General features: G+C 26.3%; 19 protein-coding genes. 10 read left to right on the top strand and 9 right to left on the bottom strand.

The window, feature by feature from the left end; translation table 11 throughout:
• Positions 1-3: 3 nt before the first annotated feature.
• The 5 genes from AAQM_RS08425 to AAQM_RS08405 all read right to left on the bottom strand — a co-directional run bounded on the left by AAQM_RS08425 (position 4) and on the right by AAQM_RS08405 (position 3,624).
• Positions 4-714, bottom strand: a complete 711-nt coding sequence (locus tag AAQM_RS08425) for an endonuclease III domain-containing protein (protein WP_129095962.1) — start codon at positions 712-714, stop codon at positions 4-6.
• Between the two features lie 3 nt (positions 715-717).
• Complete coding sequence (locus AAQM_RS08420) at positions 718-1,545, bottom strand: bifunctional helix-turn-helix domain-containing protein/methylated-DNA--[protein]-cysteine S-methyltransferase (protein WP_129095963.1); 828 nt, start codon at positions 1,543-1,545, stop codon at positions 718-720.
• Positions 1,546-1,567: 22 nt separating this feature from the next.
• Entirely contained in the window at positions 1,568-2,830 is a 1,263-nt protein-coding gene (locus tag AAQM_RS08415) for a serine hydroxymethyltransferase (RefSeq protein ID WP_129096169.1), read from the bottom strand.
• A gap of 134 nt (positions 2,831-2,964) precedes the next feature.
• Positions 2,965-3,300 carry a DUF6172 family protein gene (locus AAQM_RS08410; protein ID WP_129095692.1) on the bottom strand — a complete coding sequence of 112 codons (336 nt, stop codon included), beginning with the start codon at positions 3,298-3,300 and terminating at the stop codon, positions 2,965-2,967.
• 33 nt (positions 3,301-3,333) lie between these two features.
• Positions 3,334-3,624 carry a hypothetical protein gene (locus tag AAQM_RS08405; protein WP_129095691.1) on the bottom strand — a complete coding sequence of 97 codons (291 nt, stop codon included), beginning with the start codon at positions 3,622-3,624 and terminating at the stop codon, positions 3,334-3,336.
• A gap of 79 nt (positions 3,625-3,703) precedes the next feature.
• Here AAQM_RS08405 and AAQM_RS08400 point away from each other — a divergent pair, with 79 nt between their 5' ends.
• From AAQM_RS08400 to AAQM_RS08390, 3 genes are read left to right on the top strand one after another with little or no spacing between them, the layout of a single operon-like run.
• Positions 3,704-4,336, top strand: coding sequence for a peptidoglycan recognition protein family protein (locus AAQM_RS08400; protein WP_164967060.1), 633 nt, complete (start codon positions 3,704-3,706; stop codon positions 4,334-4,336).
• Between the two features lie 60 nt (positions 4,337-4,396).
• Positions 4,397-5,677, top strand: coding sequence for an MFS transporter (locus AAQM_RS08395; protein WP_129095690.1), 1,281 nt, complete (start codon positions 4,397-4,399; stop codon positions 5,675-5,677).
• Positions 5,667-7,667 carry a BCCT family transporter gene (locus AAQM_RS08390; RefSeq protein WP_129095689.1) on the top strand — a complete coding sequence of 667 codons (2,001 nt, stop codon included), beginning with the start codon at positions 5,667-5,669 and terminating at the stop codon, positions 7,665-7,667. The genes AAQM_RS08395 and AAQM_RS08390 overlap by 11 nt, the downstream gene beginning before the upstream one ends.
• 17 nt (positions 7,668-7,684) lie before the next feature.
• Here AAQM_RS08390 and AAQM_RS08385 read toward each other — a convergent pair whose 3' ends face one another.
• Positions 7,685-10,213 (bottom strand): glycosyltransferase family 2 protein, encoded by a 2,529-nt coding sequence (locus tag AAQM_RS08385; protein WP_129095688.1) that lies wholly within the window; start codon positions 10,211-10,213, stop codon positions 7,685-7,687.
• Between the two features lie 105 nt (positions 10,214-10,318).
• On the opposite strand from AAQM_RS08385, the gene AAQM_RS08380 reads away from it, so the two are divergent.
• From AAQM_RS08380 to AAQM_RS08350, 7 genes are all read left to right on the top strand, one after another.
• Complete coding sequence (locus AAQM_RS08380) at positions 10,319-11,245, top strand: class I SAM-dependent methyltransferase (protein ID WP_129095687.1); 927 nt, start codon at positions 10,319-10,321, stop codon at positions 11,243-11,245.
• A 67-nt stretch (positions 11,246-11,312) separates the two neighbouring features.
• On the top strand, positions 11,313-11,597 hold the full coding sequence (locus tag AAQM_RS08375; RefSeq protein ID WP_129095686.1) for a hypothetical protein: 285 nt from the start codon (positions 11,313-11,315) through the stop codon (positions 11,595-11,597).
• Between the two features lie 5 nt (positions 11,598-11,602).
• On the top strand, positions 11,603-12,040 hold the full coding sequence (locus AAQM_RS08370; RefSeq protein WP_171920698.1) for a disulfide oxidoreductase: 438 nt from the start codon (positions 11,603-11,605) through the stop codon (positions 12,038-12,040).
• Complete coding sequence (locus tag AAQM_RS08365) at positions 12,041-12,688, top strand: DsbA family protein (RefSeq protein WP_129095685.1); 648 nt, start codon at positions 12,041-12,043, stop codon at positions 12,686-12,688.
• An 8-nt stretch (positions 12,689-12,696) separates the two neighbouring features.
• Entirely contained in the window at positions 12,697-13,878 is a 1,182-nt protein-coding gene (locus AAQM_RS08360; RefSeq protein WP_129095684.1) for a hypothetical protein, read from the top strand.
• Positions 13,878-14,174 carry a hypothetical protein gene (locus AAQM_RS08355; protein WP_129095683.1) on the top strand — a complete coding sequence of 99 codons (297 nt, stop codon included), beginning with the start codon at positions 13,878-13,880 and terminating at the stop codon, positions 14,172-14,174. Before AAQM_RS08360 ends, AAQM_RS08355 begins: the two co-directional genes overlap by 1 nt.
• Positions 14,171-14,743, top strand: coding sequence for a TlpA family protein disulfide reductase (locus AAQM_RS08350; RefSeq protein ID WP_129095682.1), 573 nt, complete (start codon positions 14,171-14,173; stop codon positions 14,741-14,743). Before AAQM_RS08355 ends, AAQM_RS08350 begins: the two co-directional genes overlap by 4 nt.
• Here AAQM_RS08350 and AAQM_RS08345 read toward each other — a convergent pair.
• The 3 genes from AAQM_RS08345 to AAQM_RS08335 form a co-directional block, all read right to left on the bottom strand.
• Complete coding sequence (locus AAQM_RS08345; RefSeq protein ID WP_129095681.1) at positions 14,740-15,375, bottom strand: HAD family hydrolase; 636 nt, start codon at positions 15,373-15,375, stop codon at positions 14,740-14,742. The genes AAQM_RS08350 and AAQM_RS08345 overlap by 4 nt on opposite strands.
• 216 nt (positions 15,376-15,591) lie before the next feature.
• Positions 15,592-16,155: an LOG family protein gene (locus AAQM_RS08340; protein WP_129095680.1), complete on the bottom strand. Its 564-nt coding sequence runs from the start codon at positions 16,153-16,155 to the stop codon at positions 15,592-15,594.
• Complete coding sequence (locus AAQM_RS08335; RefSeq protein WP_129095679.1) at positions 16,155-18,638, bottom strand: efflux RND transporter permease subunit; 2,484 nt, start codon at positions 18,636-18,638, stop codon at positions 16,155-16,157. The genes AAQM_RS08340 and AAQM_RS08335 overlap by 1 nt, the downstream gene beginning before the upstream one ends.
• Between the last annotated feature and the right edge of the window lies 1 nt (position 18,639).

Genomic DNA, 18,639 nt, shown 5'->3' with positions numbered 1-18,639 from the left:
TATTTATAAAATAGTATTCAAAAAACAGCCATTTCCAAATGGTTGTTTTGAATAAAAAAGTTTTGAATGATTTACTATTAAAGCATGATATTCTTGATAAACAATCACTAATTCTTTTTCATCAAAGATTTCTTTTTTTAGTTCACTTTCCATAAAATATTTTATATCATGGTATTTCACATTCTCAGGAAGAAGTTTATTATGAACCAATAGACGTTTAGTATAAGCATCTACTTTGAATTGAGCTTGGTTATATGCATATAAAAGTATAGAATCAGCAGTTTCAGGACCAATTCCTTTTATAGCTAAAAGTTCTTCTCGTGTTGGAATTTTACCTTTTAGGGATTCAAAAAAATTGATAAATTCTAAAATATAATTTGATTTTTGGTTATGATACCCAGATGGTTTGATAAGTAATCTTAACTCTTCAAGAGGTAATTCTTTGATTTTTTTATAGTTTAAAGAGTTAATATTGTTTAAATTATTTAGTGATTTTACAACAGAAGTAAATGTTGTATTTTGTGTTAAAATCGAACCTAAACAAACTTCAAATATCTCATCTTCATCTCTTGGAAAACTATAATCTAAAATATGATAACCATCGTTATTTCCCTCTTTTAAATCATTTTTTCCTTTATAATTTATAAAAGGCCACCAACCTTGGGGACCATAAGTATCATAAAGTTTTTGATAAATACTAAAAACTTTATTCATGTCTTAACTATTTTCTTTTACAGATTCATAAGCAATTAAAATTTTTTTTCGTTCAATTCCCCATCTATATCCACTCATAGCTCCGCTTTTAGCAATAACTCTATGACAAGGAATTAAATAACCAATATGATTTCTCCCAATAGCACTTGCAATTGCTCTTACCGCTTTTGGTTTATCTAGATAGTTTGCAATATCTTGATATGTTGCAACTATTCCATTTGGTAGATTTAGTAGGGCTTTCCAAACATTTATTTGAAGGTTTGTTCCTTTTACAAAAAGGTTATATTTTTTATTTTTTATGAAGATATTTTCTAAGTATTCATTTGCAGCAGTTTCATCGTGAACTAAATTTGCATTTTCCCAAAGTTCATTGAAACGATTAAAAATTTCAGTTTTATTTTCATCAATAAAACCTAAATAGCAAATCCCTTTATCAGTAAATCCAATCAAAGCTTCACCAAAAGGAGTTTCTCCAAAACCATAAGTGATTTGTACGTCTTTCCCTTTTTCTTTCCATTCTTTTGGAGTAACTCCAATCAAGTTTACAAAAAGTTCATGAAGTCTACTTGTACTAGATAGTCCAATATCCAAACTACTATCTAGTATGGATTTGGACTCTTTTATATGCTCTTTTGCATAATTTAGCGTTACACAATGTAAAAATTGTTTTGGAGTAACACCCACATACTCTTTGAATACTCTTATAAAATGAAATTTGCTCATACCTATATTTTTGGCAACTTCTTCAACACTAGGGTGTTGTTTGAAGTTTTCATCTATATATTTTATGGCTTTTTCTATTTGTTTATAAGTAGTATCTAAAGTAGGCATTAATACTCCAAATTATAAAACCCTAAAAAGTCGATTGATTGTAAATCACAAAATTAGAAGCTAATTCTTCTAATTCTTTGTTGATTTTAGCATGTAATGCTGAATCTTCAATGTTATCTAATACATCACAAATTTTGTTTGCAATAATCTCAAACTCTTTTTCTTTCATCCCTCTAGCTGTTAATGCTGGAGATCCTATTCTAATCCCTGATGTTACAAATGGACTTCTTGTTTCTCCTGGTACTGTGTTTTTATTTACAGTAATTCCAGCATTTCCTAAAGCTGCATCTGCATCTTTTCCTGAAAATGGTTTATTTAAAAAGCTTACTAATACTAAGTGATTATCTGTTCCATTTGAAACGATGTCATATCCTCTTTTCATTAATACTTCTGCTAATACTTTTGCATTTGCTTTTACTTGTTTTGCATAATCTTTCCATTCTGGAGCTAATATCTCTTTAAATGCAACAGCTTTTGCAGCAATTACATGAACAAGTGGTCCACCTTGTAATCCTGGGAAAATAGCTGAATTGATTTTCTTAGCAATCTCTTCATCATTTGTCATAATCATACCACCTCTTGGACCTCTTAAAGTCTTGTGAGTAGTAGTTGTAACAACATCAGCATATGGAAATGGTGACATGTGTTCACCAGCAGCAACAAGTCCTGCAATGTGAGCAATATCAGCAAATAAAATAGCACCAACAGCATCAGCTATTTCTCTAAATTTAGAAAAATCAATCTCTCTAGCATAAGCACTTGCTCCACAAACAATGATTTTTGGTTGAGCTATTTTTGCAATTTCTAAAACTTTATCATAATTGATTCTTCCATCTAATTCAACACCATAATAAAATGCAGAATAGTTTTTACCAGAAAATGATGGTTTAGAACCATGAGTTAAATGTCCACCATGAGATAAATCCATACCTAAGATTTTATCACCAGCACTTAATAACGCAGCATAAACAGCACCATTAGCTTGAGAACCTGAATGAGGTTGAACATTAGCATAAGTACAACCAAAGATTTTACAAGCTCTGTCAATAGCTAATTGCTCAACAGCATCAGCTTGCTCACAACCACCATAATATCTTTTGTAAGGATAACCCTCAGCATATTTGTTAGTAAAAACAGAACCCATAGCTTGCATAACAGCAGGACTAGTGAAGTTTTCACTAGCAATCATTTCTAAATGGTTTGTTTGTCTTTCTAATTCTTTTTCAATTATTGAAAATACTTCATTATCTGCTTCTTTTAAATTCGCACTTGTTATATAACTCATCTTTTTCTCCAATTTTTATTTTTAAAACAATAACCTAATTAATAAATTTTAACAATCCAAAAATTGCTATTTTATAATATTTAGGTTTTGATTTTATTTTAGATAGTATTTGTTTTGGTTTAAAAGATAGAAAATTAGTTTTCTTCTATCTCTTCGTCATTTTGCTCTTCATTAGAATTATTTTTTTCTTTTACTTTTTTAATATCAGCTCTAGCAATAAGTTCTAAATAAAAACTATCATAATTTTCACTTGCTGCAAAATCGATAAATTTTGTTACATCAACAAATTTTATCTCACTAGCTTCATTTGCTGTTTTCCCAAATTTACAATCAAATGCCCAAAAATTAAAACCTTCAGGAGGTCTTTTGCTTTTTTCTCTTTTGATATATTTTCTTACTTCATTTTTTATAGAGTCAACTTGTCTATCTCTATTTTTGTTTGATACATTTAGTTGGAACGTTTTTTTCATATTAAATCCTTTGACGCAATTATATCAGATTAATTAATCATTATGACCAATATTTTCATGTTCATTTTCGTGTTCTTGGATGTTTTGCATAATATAATCATAAATTCTTTGATACTCTTCATCATTAGTTTTGTTTTCTTCAATAACAGCTAGAACATTTTGAAGTTCAACTAAAAAAGATTCCATTTCTTCCATAGCTTCTTTGTCATCTTGCGTTTGAGAGTCTGTTTCTAAAAGTTTGTATAAATCTTCTAAGTATTCTTCAACTTCAGGCATCATAACATTTTCAATTAAATCTTTTAATTTATCTTTAATATTTTCCATTTATTTCCTTTTATTGGTTTTAAATTATATTATCTTCTTTATTTAATTTACAAATGAATTTTTTGATACAATCCCCTTTATGAAAATAATACTAATAATAACAAGTTTTTTAATAACTTTAAATGCTATACAAATCAAGCAAATGCCTATAATGTTTAGTGAAAATAGAGTTGAATTAACAAAACAATATATAAAAAAATCTTACGATTTAGAAGTTGAAAATATTGAAATTATTCCTAAAATAATAGTGATTCATCACACAGGAATAGATAATTTGAAAGACTCTTTTGATAAGTTAAATCCAGAAATTTTATCAAAAGAGAGAAGTTATATATTAAAAGCAGGAAATGTAAATGTTTCAGCACATTTTTTAGTAGATTATGACGGAACTATTTACTCTTTGATGAATGAAACTTTTATGGCAAGACACGTAATAGGTCTAAATCTTTCAAGTATTGGAATAGAAAATATCGGTGGAAATAAAAAATCTTTAACAAATGAACAATTAGAAGCAAATATAAAACTTGTAGAGTATTTAAAAAATAAATATAAAACTATAGAGTATTTAATTGGTCATTATGAATATAGAAATTTTGAAAATCATCCTTTGTTTTTGGAAAAAGACAATAATTATAGAACTGTAAAACAAGACCCAAGTGAAGAATTTATGGAAAATTTAAGAAAAAATTTTCCAAGTTTAAAATCATTCTAAAGTGGTTACCTTTTTTTAATCTAAAGATAAAATTAAGAATAGATATGTTACTTTGAAAAGATGAATGAAAATATAAACACAAACTCGTATATAGATAAATTTTCATTAAGTCCTGTTTCATCTTTGTTTTTTGCAATAGCTTTTTTGGCTATTGGATATGGGATGATACTTACTTTTGTGGGAGTTTATCTAAAGGAATTAGGTTTAAATGATGCAGTTATCGGTTTGATAAATGCTTCATTTTTTTTAGGCGCCATTGGCTCCTCAATATTTAGTCAAAAAATAATATCCTCCGTCGGACATATTAGAAGTTTTGCAACTTTTGCTTCTTTGATGGTTATCTCTTTTTTGATTCAATCTCTCTTTTTTAATGAATATCTATGGGCATTTTTACGTTTTGTCTCTGGTTTTGCTTTTTATGCACTTTTAATAATCATCGAAAGTTGGTTAAACGAAAAATCTAGCCATACTCACAGAGGAAAAATACTTGCTATTTATACAATTATTTTTTATCTAGCTACTGCACTTGGACAAGTTTTTTTAAATATCAAAGGTGATACAACTTATATAATTTTTATATTAGGTTCAGTTTTGATTCTTTTTTCAGTTCTTTTTATCTCTATGACAAAAATAAAAGAACCAATTTTAAAACCTTTTGAGAAATATAGTTTTCCAAAACTCTATAGTGTAGTTCCTCTAGCACTTACCGGAAGTTTTATTGGTGGATTTTTTGTTGGTGGTTTTTTTACAATGGTACCTATTTATTTAATGCAAAAATATTCATCTATTGAAGTAGTATCTCTTTTTATGGCTTGTTCGATAATTGGAGGATTGATTTCACAATGGCCAATTGGACTTTTGTCTGATAAATATGGGAGAAGAAAAATCATAGCTTATAGTGGTTTTTATATCTTTTTTATATCTTTACTTTTTTTGTCTTCACACTTATTGGATAACTATATTTATTTTTTAGGAATTTTTCTTGGTTTCTCTATTTTTAGTATTTATCCTTTATCTCTTGCAAGAGCAAATGATGTGGTAGATGAAAACAAAGATATAGTTGAGATAAGTAGGACATTACTTTTTGCTTATGGCTTAGGTTCTTTTATTGCTCCTATTATTTTAGGTATAGGACTTTTTTATTATTTAGAATTTATCTTTTTAATTTTTGCTATTTTAGGATTATTTTTAGGATTTTACTCTTTATCAAAAAAACGAGTGGCAGATGATGATATGAGTATTTTTGTAAATATTCCAGTAGCTTCAGGAAGTGTAGTTGTGGAGTTAGACCCAAGACAAGATTTAGAAAATGAAAATGAAAAGGAAAAAGATGGAAAATAATTTTAAAATCACAATTTTAAAACCAGTATTTATACCTTCTGTTATTTTTATAATAGCATTAGTAAGTTTTACTATTTTAGAGCCTCAAATTGCAAATGAAGTTTTTACAAATGTTAGGAATTTTGTTGCAGATAAATTTGGTTGGTTTTATATGTTAGGTGTAGGTATTTTTACTTTATTTGCACTTTTTTTAGCTGTTTCTCCTTTTGGAAAATTTAGATTAGGACCAGATCAATCAAAACCTACCTATAGTAATCTTTCATGGTTTGCTATGCTTTTTTCAGCTGGAATGGGAATAGGACTTATGTTTTGGAGTGTGGCAGAACCTGTAATGCACTATGTTTCTCCTCCTGTTGGAACAGCTCAAAGTATTGATTCAGCAAAAATGGCAATGAATATTTTGTTTTTTCACTGGGGATTACACGCATGGGCAATTTATGCAATAGTTGGATTGGTTTTAGCATATTTTTCTTTTAGACATGGATTACCTTTATCTATTAGGTCAGCTTTATATCCTTTAATTGGAGATAAAATCTATGGAAAAATAGGGCATAGTGTTGATACAATAGCAGTTTTAGGAACAGTTTTTGGAGTTGCTACTTCTTTGGGATTTGGAGTATTGCAAATAAATTCAGGATTAAACTATCTTTTTGAAATACCTGTTGGAATTACTACTCAAATTATTTTAATTGCATTAATTACAGCAATTGCAACTATTTCAGTTATTTTAGGTTTAGATGGAGGTATTAAAAGATTATCTGAATTAAATCTTTATTTAGCAGGCTTTTTACTTTTATTTATATTTTTAGCAGGACCTACATTTTTTTTACTAAATACTTTGATACAAAATATTGGTTCATATTTATCAAATATTGTATTTATGACTTTTAATCAATACTCGTATGATACAACTTCTTCATGGATGAGTTCTTGGACTCTATTTTATTGGGCTTGGTGGATAGCTTGGGCTCCATTTGTTGGAATGTTTATAGCAAGAGTTTCAAGAGGAAGAACAATTAGAGAATTTGTTATTGGAGTTTTATTTGTACCTGTTGGTTTTACTTTTATTTGGATGACTATATTTGGAAATAGTGCTTTATATTCTATTATGAATGAAGGTTTTACCATTTTATCAACTGCTGTTTCAGCTGATGTTTCAACAGCACTTTTTAAATTTTTAGAACATTTTCCTTTTTCAAGTTTTGTATCAATTATTGCAATTATTTTAGTTGTTACATTTTTTGTGACATCATCTGATTCAGGTTCTTTAGTTGTGGATACAATAGCTTCAGGAGGAAAAGTAAATAATCCAGTTTGGCAAAGAATATTTTGGGCTATAAGTCAAGGAGTAGTTGCAATTGCACTATTACTAGCAGGAGGACTTCAAGCTTTACAATCAGCTTCTATAATCATGGCTTTGCCTTTTGTTTTTGTTATGTTAATTGCTTGTTGGGGGATGTATAAAGCTTTGAGTTTAGAAAGTATTAGAAATGAGAGTTTACAACATCATATGAATGCAGGTCGTCATGGAAAAATAAGTGGAACATGGCAAGCAAGATTGAGTAGAATCATCGAATTTCCAAAAGTTAAAGAAACAAAGAGATTTATAAATGAAGATGTTATAAATGCAATGAATTTAGTAAAAAATGAACTTTCTAAATATTCTTGGAATGTTGAAGTTTCAAATGATAAGCTAAATGCAATTTCAATTATAAGAGTTGAACATTCTGATGATTTTGATTTTATTTATGAAGTTAGAGCAAAAAATTATGATACTCCAAGTTATGCTTATCCTGAATCAGTTAATCCTACTAAGATGCAAAAAAAATATGCAAGAGCCGAAGTTCTTTTACAAGATGGAAACAAAGCTTATGATATTTATGGATATGATGAAGATGTGATAGCAACAGATATAATTGATCAGTTTGAAAAACATAGACATTTTTTAAATAATACTTCTAGTTTAAATCCAGTAGTACCAATAGATTAGTTTTAAAATCAGAAGTTTTAAGACTTCTGATTTTTGATAGAATAAAGTTCCAATCTTCTCATAATAATAGCTGAGATGTAAGGAATACTCTGAATGAATATAGTTGCTGCAAAAACATAAATTTCTACAATTCCTGAATGGTTTGTGAAAATAAGACCAAAAAATGAAGTTAATAATAAAATTGCTAAAATAGTCTCATGTTTTATTGGATTATCACTTGCTTTTTTCGCTTTTCCACCTTTTTGAGTTCTTTTAAATGGTAGACCATCTTTTACAAATCCATCAAATACAGCTTTAAAAATAATAAGTTGTAAACTCATAGATGCGATTGAACTTAAAAAAGTATCTTTTAAACTTGCTTTTACTTTCATTCTATATAAAATAAATGTATGTAAAATATTTACTAAAAATGCTGTAATAATAGGAATAGTTAATGGAATTGTTGGAATCGTAACTCCAACAAAAATAATAACAGGAACCCAAATAATATTCATAACAGCCATAACAGGACCCATTGCATCACTTAACCAGAAAAACCATCCTGCAACAAATTTATTTTTTTGTCTAGAAGTAAGTTTATTAGCTGAAGGTTTAAACTCTTTCCAGTGTTTTTTAAGAATTTGAATAGCTCCATAAGCCCATCTATGTCTTTGTGTTTTGAATGCTTCAACAGTATCAGGAAGTAATCCATAACCATATCTTCTATTTGTATAGTGAGCGATATATCCCGCTTCAAATAGTCTTAAACCTAATTCACTATCCTCAACAATTGTGTCAGTTCCCCAACCACCAACTTCCATCATAGAACTAAGTCTTACCATAACCATAGTTCCATGAACAACAATAGCATTTTCTTCATTTCTATCAATCATACCAATATCGAAAAATCCTGCATATTCAGCATTCATTGCTGCTTTTATAATTGATTCATTTCCATCTCTATGATCTTGAGGAGCTTGAACAATTGCAACTTTAGGATCATCAAATAAAGGAACTAAATCTACTAGCCAAGACGATTCAACAACATAATCAGCATCAATTACAGCAATTATTTCGGCTTCTTTGTTTGTTTGCTCTAATGCTGCATTTAAAGCACCAGCTTTAAATCCTGTACAAGTAATATTCATAAATACGAATTTATCGCCTAATTCTTTACATAATTTTTCAATTGGTTTCCAGTAAAACTCTTCTGGAGTATTATTTATTATTACTAAAACTTCATAATTTGTGTATTTAAGTTTAGCTAATGCTCTTAATGTCTCTTCTAATACATGAGGCTGTTCTTTATAAGCTGGAACATGAATAGAGACAAAAGGAATATTATCTGATTTTAAATCAAGAGGAACTAATCTTTGAGGAGCAATTCCAATAGAATTTCTAAATAATTCATTTGCTTTTGCAAGAGTAATAATAATTAAAGGAATCATTAAAAATGTTCCCATCCCCCACATAACCCACATACCAAAATTCATATAGTTTGTAAATGGATAAATTACTGCCATAACTATACCAAATGCCATACCTTGAGCAGCAACAGCGTAAGCAAGAGCATGACTTATATTTAATCTTTGATTTTTTAAACCATATAAAGTAATCAAAGCTCCAATTATAATAGCAGCAATCATTTGATATAACCAATTTTCATTGATTTCAATATCACCACTTAAATAAAATTTTAATGTTCTATCTGATGTGAAAATTCCCCAATATTGACCTACATTTCCTTCATCATAACCTTTCCATTGTTGATCAAAAGCTTCAATTATATTATAAGACCAATTGTTCTCTTGAGCTAAGTTTATAAAGCTTCTAATAGCAGTAGCTTGATTTTTTAAACTTGGTACAGCACTATTATTATTATATCCATGACTTGGCCAACCAGTTTCTCCAATAGTTATTTTTTTATTTGGATGAATATTTTTCACAACATTATATTTTTCAATAAGGAAAGAATTAAATTGTTCAATTGGAACTTTTTCCCAATAAGGTAAAATATGGATAGTTAAAAAATCAACGTGATTAGCAAGTTCTGGAACTCTTTCCCAAACATCCCATGTTTCAGCACTTGTTATAGGTTTATTTGTAAACTCTCTCATAAAATCAATATAAGCAAATAACTCTATTTCATTTATGTCTGCTCTTAAAAGAACTTCATTTCCTACTATTACATTTTCAATATTATTAGGATATTTTTGAAGTAATTTAATAGCTCTTTCTATTTCAAGGTGATTTTCTTTATGATCACCACTCAACCAAATACCTAAATCTACAGGTAAATTGATTTTAGAAGTTTCTTCTAAAATTACTTTTGCATCCATAGTAGAGTAAGTTCTTACTTTATTTGTAATATGTGATAACATATTTACATCATCTTCTATCTCACTTGGTGATAGAACTTGTTTATTGTAACCTTTGTATGGTGAATAAGATAATGATTCTATTTTTTCTGATAGAGTTTCAACTAATGATACTCGATTATCTTTTGTAATCCAAAAAAATACTTGGAATAATCCAGCCATTATAAGTCCCAAGATAATATATCTCAATGCAGTTTCCTTTTGTGATAAATGAAGGATAATTTTACCATTTTTTAGTTGATTTTAATCAATTAAATTTAAAATTATAAAATAATAAAAAAAGAAAGAGAATAAATGAAAAGATTTGTTAATGAATCAATGTTTGAAATTATTTTTTATTTAGAAGAAGAATTAAAAATAAAAAATCAAATTTTACTTGAAGTGCTAAATCCAAATATTGAAAAAAATATATATTTAGGGGAAAAATATATTTTTGAAAATAAAGAATATATTTATAGAAGTTTTAAAACTTGGACAGATTTAGCAGAGTTGTTTTTTTGTAGCTTAAATGTAGAAAGTATAAATGAAAATACGATGATTATAAAGTTTGATAAGTTAGATAAATTTGATTCTTTTCATAATGATGTAAATAATAATAATGAAAAATATGGTGAAAATTCAACATTTTTTAGAATAAATAAAAATGAAGATGCTTCATTTTTAAATAGTTATGTAAATGCTTTGAAAAATGTAAAAATTGAAGATAAAAAAGAAATTTTGAATTTAGGAATAAATAAAGCAGATGAATTTGAAGTTATAAAAAAATTGATAAATGAGGATTGTTTTAAAACTATTAATTTTACTGGAATTGATTATTCAATAAGTGCAATAGAATATGCAAAAAATAGATTTCCTTACAAAAATTTTAAATTTTTTGTTCATGATATAAATAATTTAAAAGAATTGAAATTAAAAAAAGCAGATTTAATTATTTCTATTGGTACTTTACAAAGTTCAGGACTAAATTTTAAACTTTTATTTATGGATTTAATTCAAAATCACTTAGAAGATAAAGGTTCTATAATTTTAGGTTTTCCAAATTGTAGATGGATAAATGGTGAAGTTATTTATGGGGCAAAAGCACCAAATTATTCATATAGTGAACAATCTATTTTATATAAAGATGTCTATTTTTGTAAGAAATATTTACAACAAAAAAAGTATAGAGTGACTTTGACAGGAAAAAATTATCTATTTTTGACTGCAACTTCAATAAAATAGTTAAAAATGTTTTGTTTATGCTACTTTTTTTTGTTACAATAAAATTATCTAAAAAAAGGAGTTTATTATGCCAGCTAAACATATTGAAGTTAAAACATTTAAACTAGCTCATTCAACATCTGATACAGTTAGAATTGAGCATGTAGAAAAGCCTTATGGTGAGTATAGTAGTCCAGTTGTAAGTATTGCTATTTATTCAGGGGGAAAAACAAAATCTTCTGAAGTAGAGATTCCTTATGAAAATATTGAAGAATTTTTAAAAGCTTTAAATGAATCTATTGCTTTATGTGATTCTATTCCAAGAAACACTCTTCATGGCGAGTTAAATGCTGAAGTTGGTGGAGGAGCTTAATTTTTATGTCTTTAAATTCTTCTTCTAGGTCAGACTCTTTGAGTTTGACCTTTATTTTTTTGGCTTTTTTAGTATCTTTAATTGCTACTTTGGGAAGCCTATTTTTTTCAGAAATTATGAATTTTGTTCCTTGTTCATTGTGTTGGTATCAAAGAATATTTATGTACCCTTTAGTTTTTATATTTTTAGTAAATCTTTTATATCCTGATGATAAGATATATAAATACTCTTTTCCTTTGGTTATTATTGGATTAGTATTTTCAATTTATCATAATTTATTAATACTAAAAATAATTCCTGAAAATTTGTCACCTTGTGTACAAGGAATACCTTGTTCTGTTGATTATTTAAATTGGTTTGGGTTTATTACTATCCCTTTGTTATCTTTTTTTGCTTATACTATCATTCTTATTTTATTAATTATGTCAAAAAGGAAAAGGTAGATGCAAAACAAAAGTTTAGTTTTAGGTTCGTTAGTTTTATTAATTGTGGTATTCGTAGGTTTAGCTTTTTTTTATAAAGGAAACGAAGCTGTAAAAGATGAAAAAGAGGTTCTAAGTAAAAGTGATTTATTAACAAGAGATTATTCTATTAAATTTGGTGATAACAAAAAAAATATTTCTGTTGTTGAATTTGTAGATCCTGAATGTGAATCTTGTGCTTTATTTCATCCAATATTAAGAAAGTTATATAAAGATTATCATGAAGATATTCAACTTGTTGTGAAATATATCCCAAATCATAAAAATTCAAAATTTGCTATAAAACTTCTTGAAGCTTCAAGAGAGCAGAATAAATACGAAGAAGTATTAAGTATAATTTTTGAAAAACAACCTTTGTGGGCTCAACATGATAATGAAAAACCAGAATTATTATGGGACTTTTTAGCACAAATTGATGGATTGGATATGAATAAATTAAAAGAGGATTTCAAAAATCCAGAAATTGATGAAATTATAAATACAGATAAAAATGATGCTCAAGAATTGGGTGTTAGAGGTACTCCTACTATATTTGTAAATGGTAAGAGATTAACTACTTTATCTCAAAAAGATTTATTTGATTTAGTAGAAGCAGAAATTTATAAATAAGGTAAAAAATGTCATTTTTAGAAAATATTAGCAACTTTTTTTCTCTATTAAAGCAATCAAATTATGATTTAGCTTTGGTTTATTCACAAGATTCAAGTAGTTTTTATTCAGTGTTATTGCTTTTATTCGTTGTGATATTAATAGTAGGATATTTTATTAGAGATAGTTTTAAAAAAGCTGAACTTTCAAAACTTATTTCAAATATTACAAAAGTTTCTAATTTTTCTGAATTTGAGCAAAAATTATCAAAAATAGCAGATGAAATCTCAAAAAGAGGGCTTGAAATTGCTAATAAACTAAATCTTTCAAAAGAGGATATTTTAACTAAAGGATTAGATCTAACTAAAGATTTTGATATAAAACAAAAAATTGAAGCATATAAAAAAATATCTTCAAATTTTTCTTTGATAAGTAAAAATACAAAGAAATATGATATAGAGGAATTATGCAAATTTTACGAAGAAAAATCTATCTCTTTATTAGAAGATAATTTATTAAAACAGATAGAAAACTATTATAAAAATGTTAGATTTACTCAATCAGAAGCGGAAAATATAGACTTTTTAGTCTCTTATGCAAATAGTTTATCAAATCCTTTAGTTATTTTAAAACCCTTAGAAAATGAGATAAACAAATTTAGTTTTACTTTTAATTTAGAATTATTTAAATTTATTAAAAAACTAGATAAAAACTCTTCAAAAGTTTTATCTTATGCTTTAAATAAGAAAATAGAAGAGTTATTTTGTAGTGAAAAAGAAAGAATTTCAATTGCCATTTTGGCTTATGTTTTAAAAACAGATGAAAAACAAAAGGTTTATGATTATATTGTAAATTTAAAAGATAAAAATCATTTGCAAAGTCTTTATTTTAATTTTTTTGGTAAGAGTAAAGATATTGATTTAGATTTAGCTTTTGTAAAAAATGAAACAGAAATAGTAAATGATTACAAAGAGTATATAAATTCACAAATTACTTATAACTGGAAAGATTTAAAACTTATTAAACATATCATAAATTCTTCAGGAGTTTTAAGAGTAATAGGGCATATTGATTATAGAAATGTTTTGGAAAGAATTGAAAAACTAGAAAATGAAGTAGATTTTAACGCAACGGTTGCAAAAATTTTAGAAGTATCAAGAAATGCTGAAAAAATTGCAAAAGAGGCAAAAGCAATAGCAAGAAGTAAATAATGGAATATCTATTAGCTTTAACATTAAGTGCTTTATTTACGTTAGTTTTTATATTTTTTAAGAGAAAAAACAGTAATGTTTATAAACCAAAAGCCTTAAAGAAAGAGGAATTAGTTGAATCTTATAAAGCTGAGCTTTTAGCTATATTAGAAGAGTATAAAAATGATAGTAATTTACAAAGAGTAGAAAAAATTAAGTTTCTAAAAAAAGTAAATTATGAATTATCAATGAATATCTTTTTTGATGAAAAAGAAGCAAAAGATTTATTACAAGAGTTATCAAGGTTGGAAAAATGAGAAAAAATATATTAGTTATTTTAGTTTTTATTGGTATTTTATTTAGTGGTTGTGATACGAAAACGACTATAGATGGAAATGTTATAGCAAAATCAAAAGATGATGTGAATAATGTAGAATTTATATCTCAATCTTTTATGTTAATTACAACTGATGAAAAATTCATTAGTTTTAGAAGTACAACTCAAGGTTTAGATTTTGATGAATATAAAGATAAAAAAGCTGTTTTAGTTGACATCTTTGCAACTTGGTGTCCACCTTGTATTGAAGGATTGCCAACTTTAATAGAATTAAAAGATAAATATAAAGATGATTTTGAGATAGTTTCTGTTTTATTTGAAAAAGATAAATCAAAAGAGGAAATTTTAGAGTTTATTTCAAAACATGGAATAAATTATCCAATTACTATGGGAGAAGAAAACTTTAGATTAGCAAAAGAATTAGGTGATGTTACAAAAGTTCCTGAAATGTTTTTATTTTCAAAAGATGGAAGATTTATAAATAGATTTATTGGAAAAGTTTCAAAAGAGGAATTAGAAAAATATATTAAATTAGCTATAGAAAACTAATTTAATATGGCTTGTAGTTCTTTTAAAGAGTCTATAAAATAAGTAGCTTGTGAAAAATCTTGTGTGATTGTAAATTCATTTTTTACAATTACACACTCAATACCTGCTTTGTAAGCAGATGTTAAACCTCTTTTTGAATCTTCAACTACAATAGCTTCATTTTTATTTGCGCCAAGTATTTCTAAACCTTTTAAGTATGGTTGTGGATGTGGTTTTGCAAATTCATAATCCTCCTCACAAAGAACAAAATCCATAAAATCTACTAATCCTAGATTTTTATGAATAATTTCAAAATCGACTCTTCTTGAAGTAGTAACTATTCCCATTTTATAGTTTTTTGATAACTCTTTTAAAATATCTTTTACACCATGTATTAAAATATTTTCACTTCTTAAAAACTCTTGATAATACTCATTTCTTTTTTCTCTAGCATAAATAATATCTTTTTCTAAAAATCCTCTATCAATAGCTTTTTGCCAAACTGTTGTTCCTTCACTCATAATTTTCATATACTCATCGAACTCTAAAGAGAGATTAAAATGCTCTTTTAAAGTTATGATATTTGCTTTAAAATATAATGGTTCTGTATGAACTAAAACACCATCATTATCAAAAAGTATGTATTTTTTCATTGAATTATTTTCCTATTTAAAATATTATTTGCATAAAAAAAGGAAGCCTATTTAGGCTTCCTTTGACTTGTATATAGAAGGAGGAGATAAAGTCAAAAAATCACTTAACATCGCAAATTAAGCTATATTTATGAACTTGTAAAAGTATTATAATAGGTATCAATTAACCTATATTAAATATAAAGTTAACAAAAAGTAAATACGATAAATAAACTCTTATTTTACCCATTTATCTTTAGGTGCTTTGTATGTTAATATTTTTTTGATTATTTCATCTATATCATCAGAAACAATAATCATATCAACATAATCTTTTTTTATAAATCCTTCATTTATACAATTTCTCAGAAATTCTATTAGTTTATCATAATATCCATTTACATTAAAAAAAGCTACTGGTTTTTTATGATAACCAATTTGTGCAGAAGAAATAACATCAAAAACCTCTTCAAAAGTTCCATAACCTCCTGGAAGAGCTATAAATGCATCACTTAATTCTTCCATTTTCTCTTTTCTTTGATTCATAGTATCTACTTTATAAATCTTTGAAATATTTGTATTTTCAATTTCTTTTGAAACTAAGTCATAAGTAATAACGCCTGTTACATAGTTCCCATATTTTAAAGATTCATTTGAAAATACTCCCATTAATCCTTGTAAAGAACCACCATAAACTATATTTAGTTTTTGAGCAGCTAATTTTTGAGCAGCTAGTTTTGCAGATTCTTCATATATTTTATCGTTTCCAAATGAAGAACCACAATAAATTGCAATATTCATTACTTATTCTCCTTCAATTTTTCATACGGCTTAAATATTAACAATAATTTTGGAAGTAATAATAAATCAGCTGTTAATACAGTAAACATAGTAACAACTGTTAATAATCCAAAATAGATTGTTGGTATTAGATTAGATAGAACTAAAATAGAAAATCCCATGATTATTACTAAAGAGGTATAATACATCGCATAACCAATAGTTTTATGAGATCTTCTCATAGCATTTATATAGTTATGGTCAATTTTAAACTCCTCTTTAAATCTATGAATAAAGTGAATTGTATCATCAACACCAATTCCTATAGCAATAGCTGCTATAGTTATCGTCATAATATCTAAAGGAATATTTAGCCAACCCATAATACCAAATATAACTGAAATAGGAATTATATTTGCAATTAAAGCTATTAAAGATACTTTTATTGACCTAAATAAAATTAGGAACATTATAAATAAAATGATAACAACAAATCCTAATGTTGCAATTTGCGAATCAAATAATGATTGAAGCATATTATTATATAAAATCATTAAATTTGATAATTGATAAGTTGTTTCTTTATTTTTTATAATCTCTTTTAAATCATTATTTATTTTACTAATTAAATCATTTCTTCTTAAATCTGGATTTGAATCTAAAATTCTCATAGTTATTCTAGCTTCATTTTTTTCAATATTTATAAATGGAGATAAAATTAAAGATTTATAGTTTGAAGGAAGTTGATTATAAAGTAAGGCAAGAGTTATCCCATCAAGTTTTTTCCCATTATTTAATGATTGTCCAATTTTTAATAAAGTTGCTAAAGATTGAACTTTTCCTATTTCTGGAATGGTTTCTAAATAATCATGAATAGCTATAATAGTGTCCATTTTATCTTGACTAAACCAATATTGTTCATCATTTGCACTTTGTGCAAATTCATTTTCAAAGTCATCAAAATCATCATTTGAAGTTTGAATTAGTTGAGTTTTTGGTTCATCTTTAAATTTAATAATAATATCAAGAGGGGTAGTTCCTCCTAAATTTTCATCAATTACTTTCATTCCTTTATAAATATCTGTTGACTCTTTAAAATAACTAATAAAACTATTTTCAACAACAAGTTTTAAAGCTCCTGATAGTGAAAATAATATTACAAGAGTAGTTACAATAACTATTGTTTTTGTTTTATGTTCTACTATATCTGAACATTTTTGTATAAAAGAGAATCTGATACTTTTTTGTTCATGTTCATCTTTTTTATTCATTAAAATTAAAACAGCAGGAAAGGTAATAAAAGCTAAAAATAAAGATATAGCAATTCCTGTACTCATCATAAGTCCTAGATTTATTACAGGTTCTATATTTGATAATACTAATGAACCAAAACCACTAATTGTAGTAATAATAGCAAAAAATGAAGGGTTTATTTTTGATAAAATAGTGTTAATTACAAGTTTATATTGACTTGCGTTTTTATATTTTACATTTAATTCTCTATATCTTACTATTAAGTGTAAAACGATTGAAATGGTTATGATTAATTGTAAAGCTATAAAATTTGAAGATATAACTGTAACTTCCCAAGAAAATAAACCTAAAACACCAGCTGTTGAAATAACAGAAATCAAACAAATAAATAAAGGTAAAATTATCCATCTAATATGTCTAAAAATATACCAAAGAATAAAAATTAAAATCAATAAAAGTGAAGTTCCATAAATAATTAAATCATTTTTAACATAGCCAATAATATCACTAGCTATCATATTTACCCCACCTAAAAATATTTTGGCTTCATTTTCATAATTCTTTATTACTTCTCTAATTTGTTCTATCTCTTTAGTTTCTTCAATTCTTAAATAATCCCTATATTCTTTAAATTCAATTATAGTTTTTTTTAGTTCATCTTTTTCTTCTTTTGAAATAGTGTGATTTTTTTCTTTTGAAAGTAGGGCGTTTCTTTTTTCTAAAAGTTCAAAATATTTTGCATCAGTTTTTAGATTTAAAATAATAGCAGTTGTTTTAAAATCATTGCTCACCAAAGAGTTTGAATACAATGGGGAGTTTAACAACTCATTTTTTACAAGATTTTTGTCAAATTCTTTCGTTTCTAATGAATCAACACCTGATACTAAATCAGAAATAGGACGAATAGGAGATTGAAGTAATGGAACATTTAAAATAGAAGTTATGCTTTCTACATTTTTTACTTTTAAAAAATCATCTGAAATTTTTTTTAAAATTTCTAAACTTTTTTTTGATAATAGTTCTTCTGTAGGAGAAAAAGTAACTACCAAAAAATTAGAGTTATTGTAAGTTTTATACACTTCTCTAAAAAATGCTAAATCCTTATCATCTTCTAAAAGTAAAGTCTCAGCAGAAGCATCTATTTCAAGTTTTGAAGAGTAATAACCCAAACTTGAAACAAATACTAAAACAGTAAGTAATACTGCAATAGGATACTTTAAAATTAAAGTATCGTATATCTTTTTTATCATA

Source organism: Arcobacter aquimarinus (assembly GCF_013177635.1).
Taxonomy (GTDB): Bacteria; Campylobacterota; Campylobacteria; order Campylobacterales; family Arcobacteraceae; genus Aliarcobacter; species Aliarcobacter aquimarinus.
The sequence above is the reverse complement of the archived record's forward strand: the minus strand, read 5'-3'. Positions and strand labels throughout refer to the sequence as shown.

What these genes read in the sequence shown, in the direction of transcription:
- AAQM_RS08360 (WP_129095684.1), top strand. Translation starts at nt 12,697, where the DNA reads ATGTCATTTTTAGAAAATATTAGCAACTTTTTTTCTCTATTAAAGCAA.
- AAQM_RS08395 (WP_129095690.1), top strand. Translation starts at nt 4,397, where the DNA reads ATGAATGAAAATATAAACACAAACTCGTATATAGATAAATTTTCATTA.
- AAQM_RS08405 (WP_129095691.1), bottom strand. Translation starts at nt 3,624, where the DNA reads ATGGAAAATATTAAAGATAAATTAAAAGATTTAATTGAAAATGTTATG.
- AAQM_RS08400 (WP_164967060.1), top strand. Translation starts at nt 3,704, where the DNA reads ATGAAAATAATACTAATAATAACAAGTTTTTTAATAACTTTAAATGCT.
- AAQM_RS08410 (WP_129095692.1), bottom strand. Translation starts at nt 3,300, where the DNA reads ATGAAAAAAACGTTCCAACTAAATGTATCAAACAAAAATAGAGATAGA.
- AAQM_RS08375 (WP_129095686.1), top strand. Translation starts at nt 11,313, where the DNA reads ATGCCAGCTAAACATATTGAAGTTAAAACATTTAAACTAGCTCATTCA.
- AAQM_RS08415 (WP_129096169.1), bottom strand. Translation starts at nt 2,830, where the DNA reads ATGAGTTATATAACAAGTGCGAATTTAAAAGAAGCAGATAATGAAGTA.
- AAQM_RS08355 (WP_129095683.1), top strand. Translation starts at nt 13,878, where the DNA reads ATGGAATATCTATTAGCTTTAACATTAAGTGCTTTATTTACGTTAGTT.
- AAQM_RS08370 (WP_171920698.1), top strand. Translation starts at nt 11,603, where the DNA reads ATGTCTTTAAATTCTTCTTCTAGGTCAGACTCTTTGAGTTTGACCTTT.
- AAQM_RS08335 (WP_129095679.1), bottom strand. Translation starts at nt 18,638, where the DNA reads ATGATAAAAAAGATATACGATACTTTAATTTTAAAGTATCCTATTGCA.
- AAQM_RS08380 (WP_129095687.1), top strand. Translation starts at nt 10,319, where the DNA reads ATGAAAAGATTTGTTAATGAATCAATGTTTGAAATTATTTTTTATTTA.
- AAQM_RS08390 (WP_129095689.1), top strand. Translation starts at nt 5,667, where the DNA reads ATGGAAAATAATTTTAAAATCACAATTTTAAAACCAGTATTTATACCT.
- AAQM_RS08420 (WP_129095963.1), bottom strand. Translation starts at nt 1,545, where the DNA reads ATGCCTACTTTAGATACTACTTATAAACAAATAGAAAAAGCCATAAAA.
- AAQM_RS08425 (WP_129095962.1), bottom strand. Translation starts at nt 714, where the DNA reads ATGAATAAAGTTTTTAGTATTTATCAAAAACTTTATGATACTTATGGT.
- AAQM_RS08350 (WP_129095682.1), top strand. Translation starts at nt 14,171, where the DNA reads ATGAGAAAAAATATATTAGTTATTTTAGTTTTTATTGGTATTTTATTT.
- AAQM_RS08340 (WP_129095680.1), bottom strand. Translation starts at nt 16,155, where the DNA reads ATGAATATTGCAATTTATTGTGGTTCTTCATTTGGAAACGATAAAATA.
- AAQM_RS08365 (WP_129095685.1), top strand. Translation starts at nt 12,041, where the DNA reads ATGCAAAACAAAAGTTTAGTTTTAGGTTCGTTAGTTTTATTAATTGTG.
- AAQM_RS08345 (WP_129095681.1), bottom strand. Translation starts at nt 15,375, where the DNA reads ATGAAAAAATACATACTTTTTGATAATGATGGTGTTTTAGTTCATACA.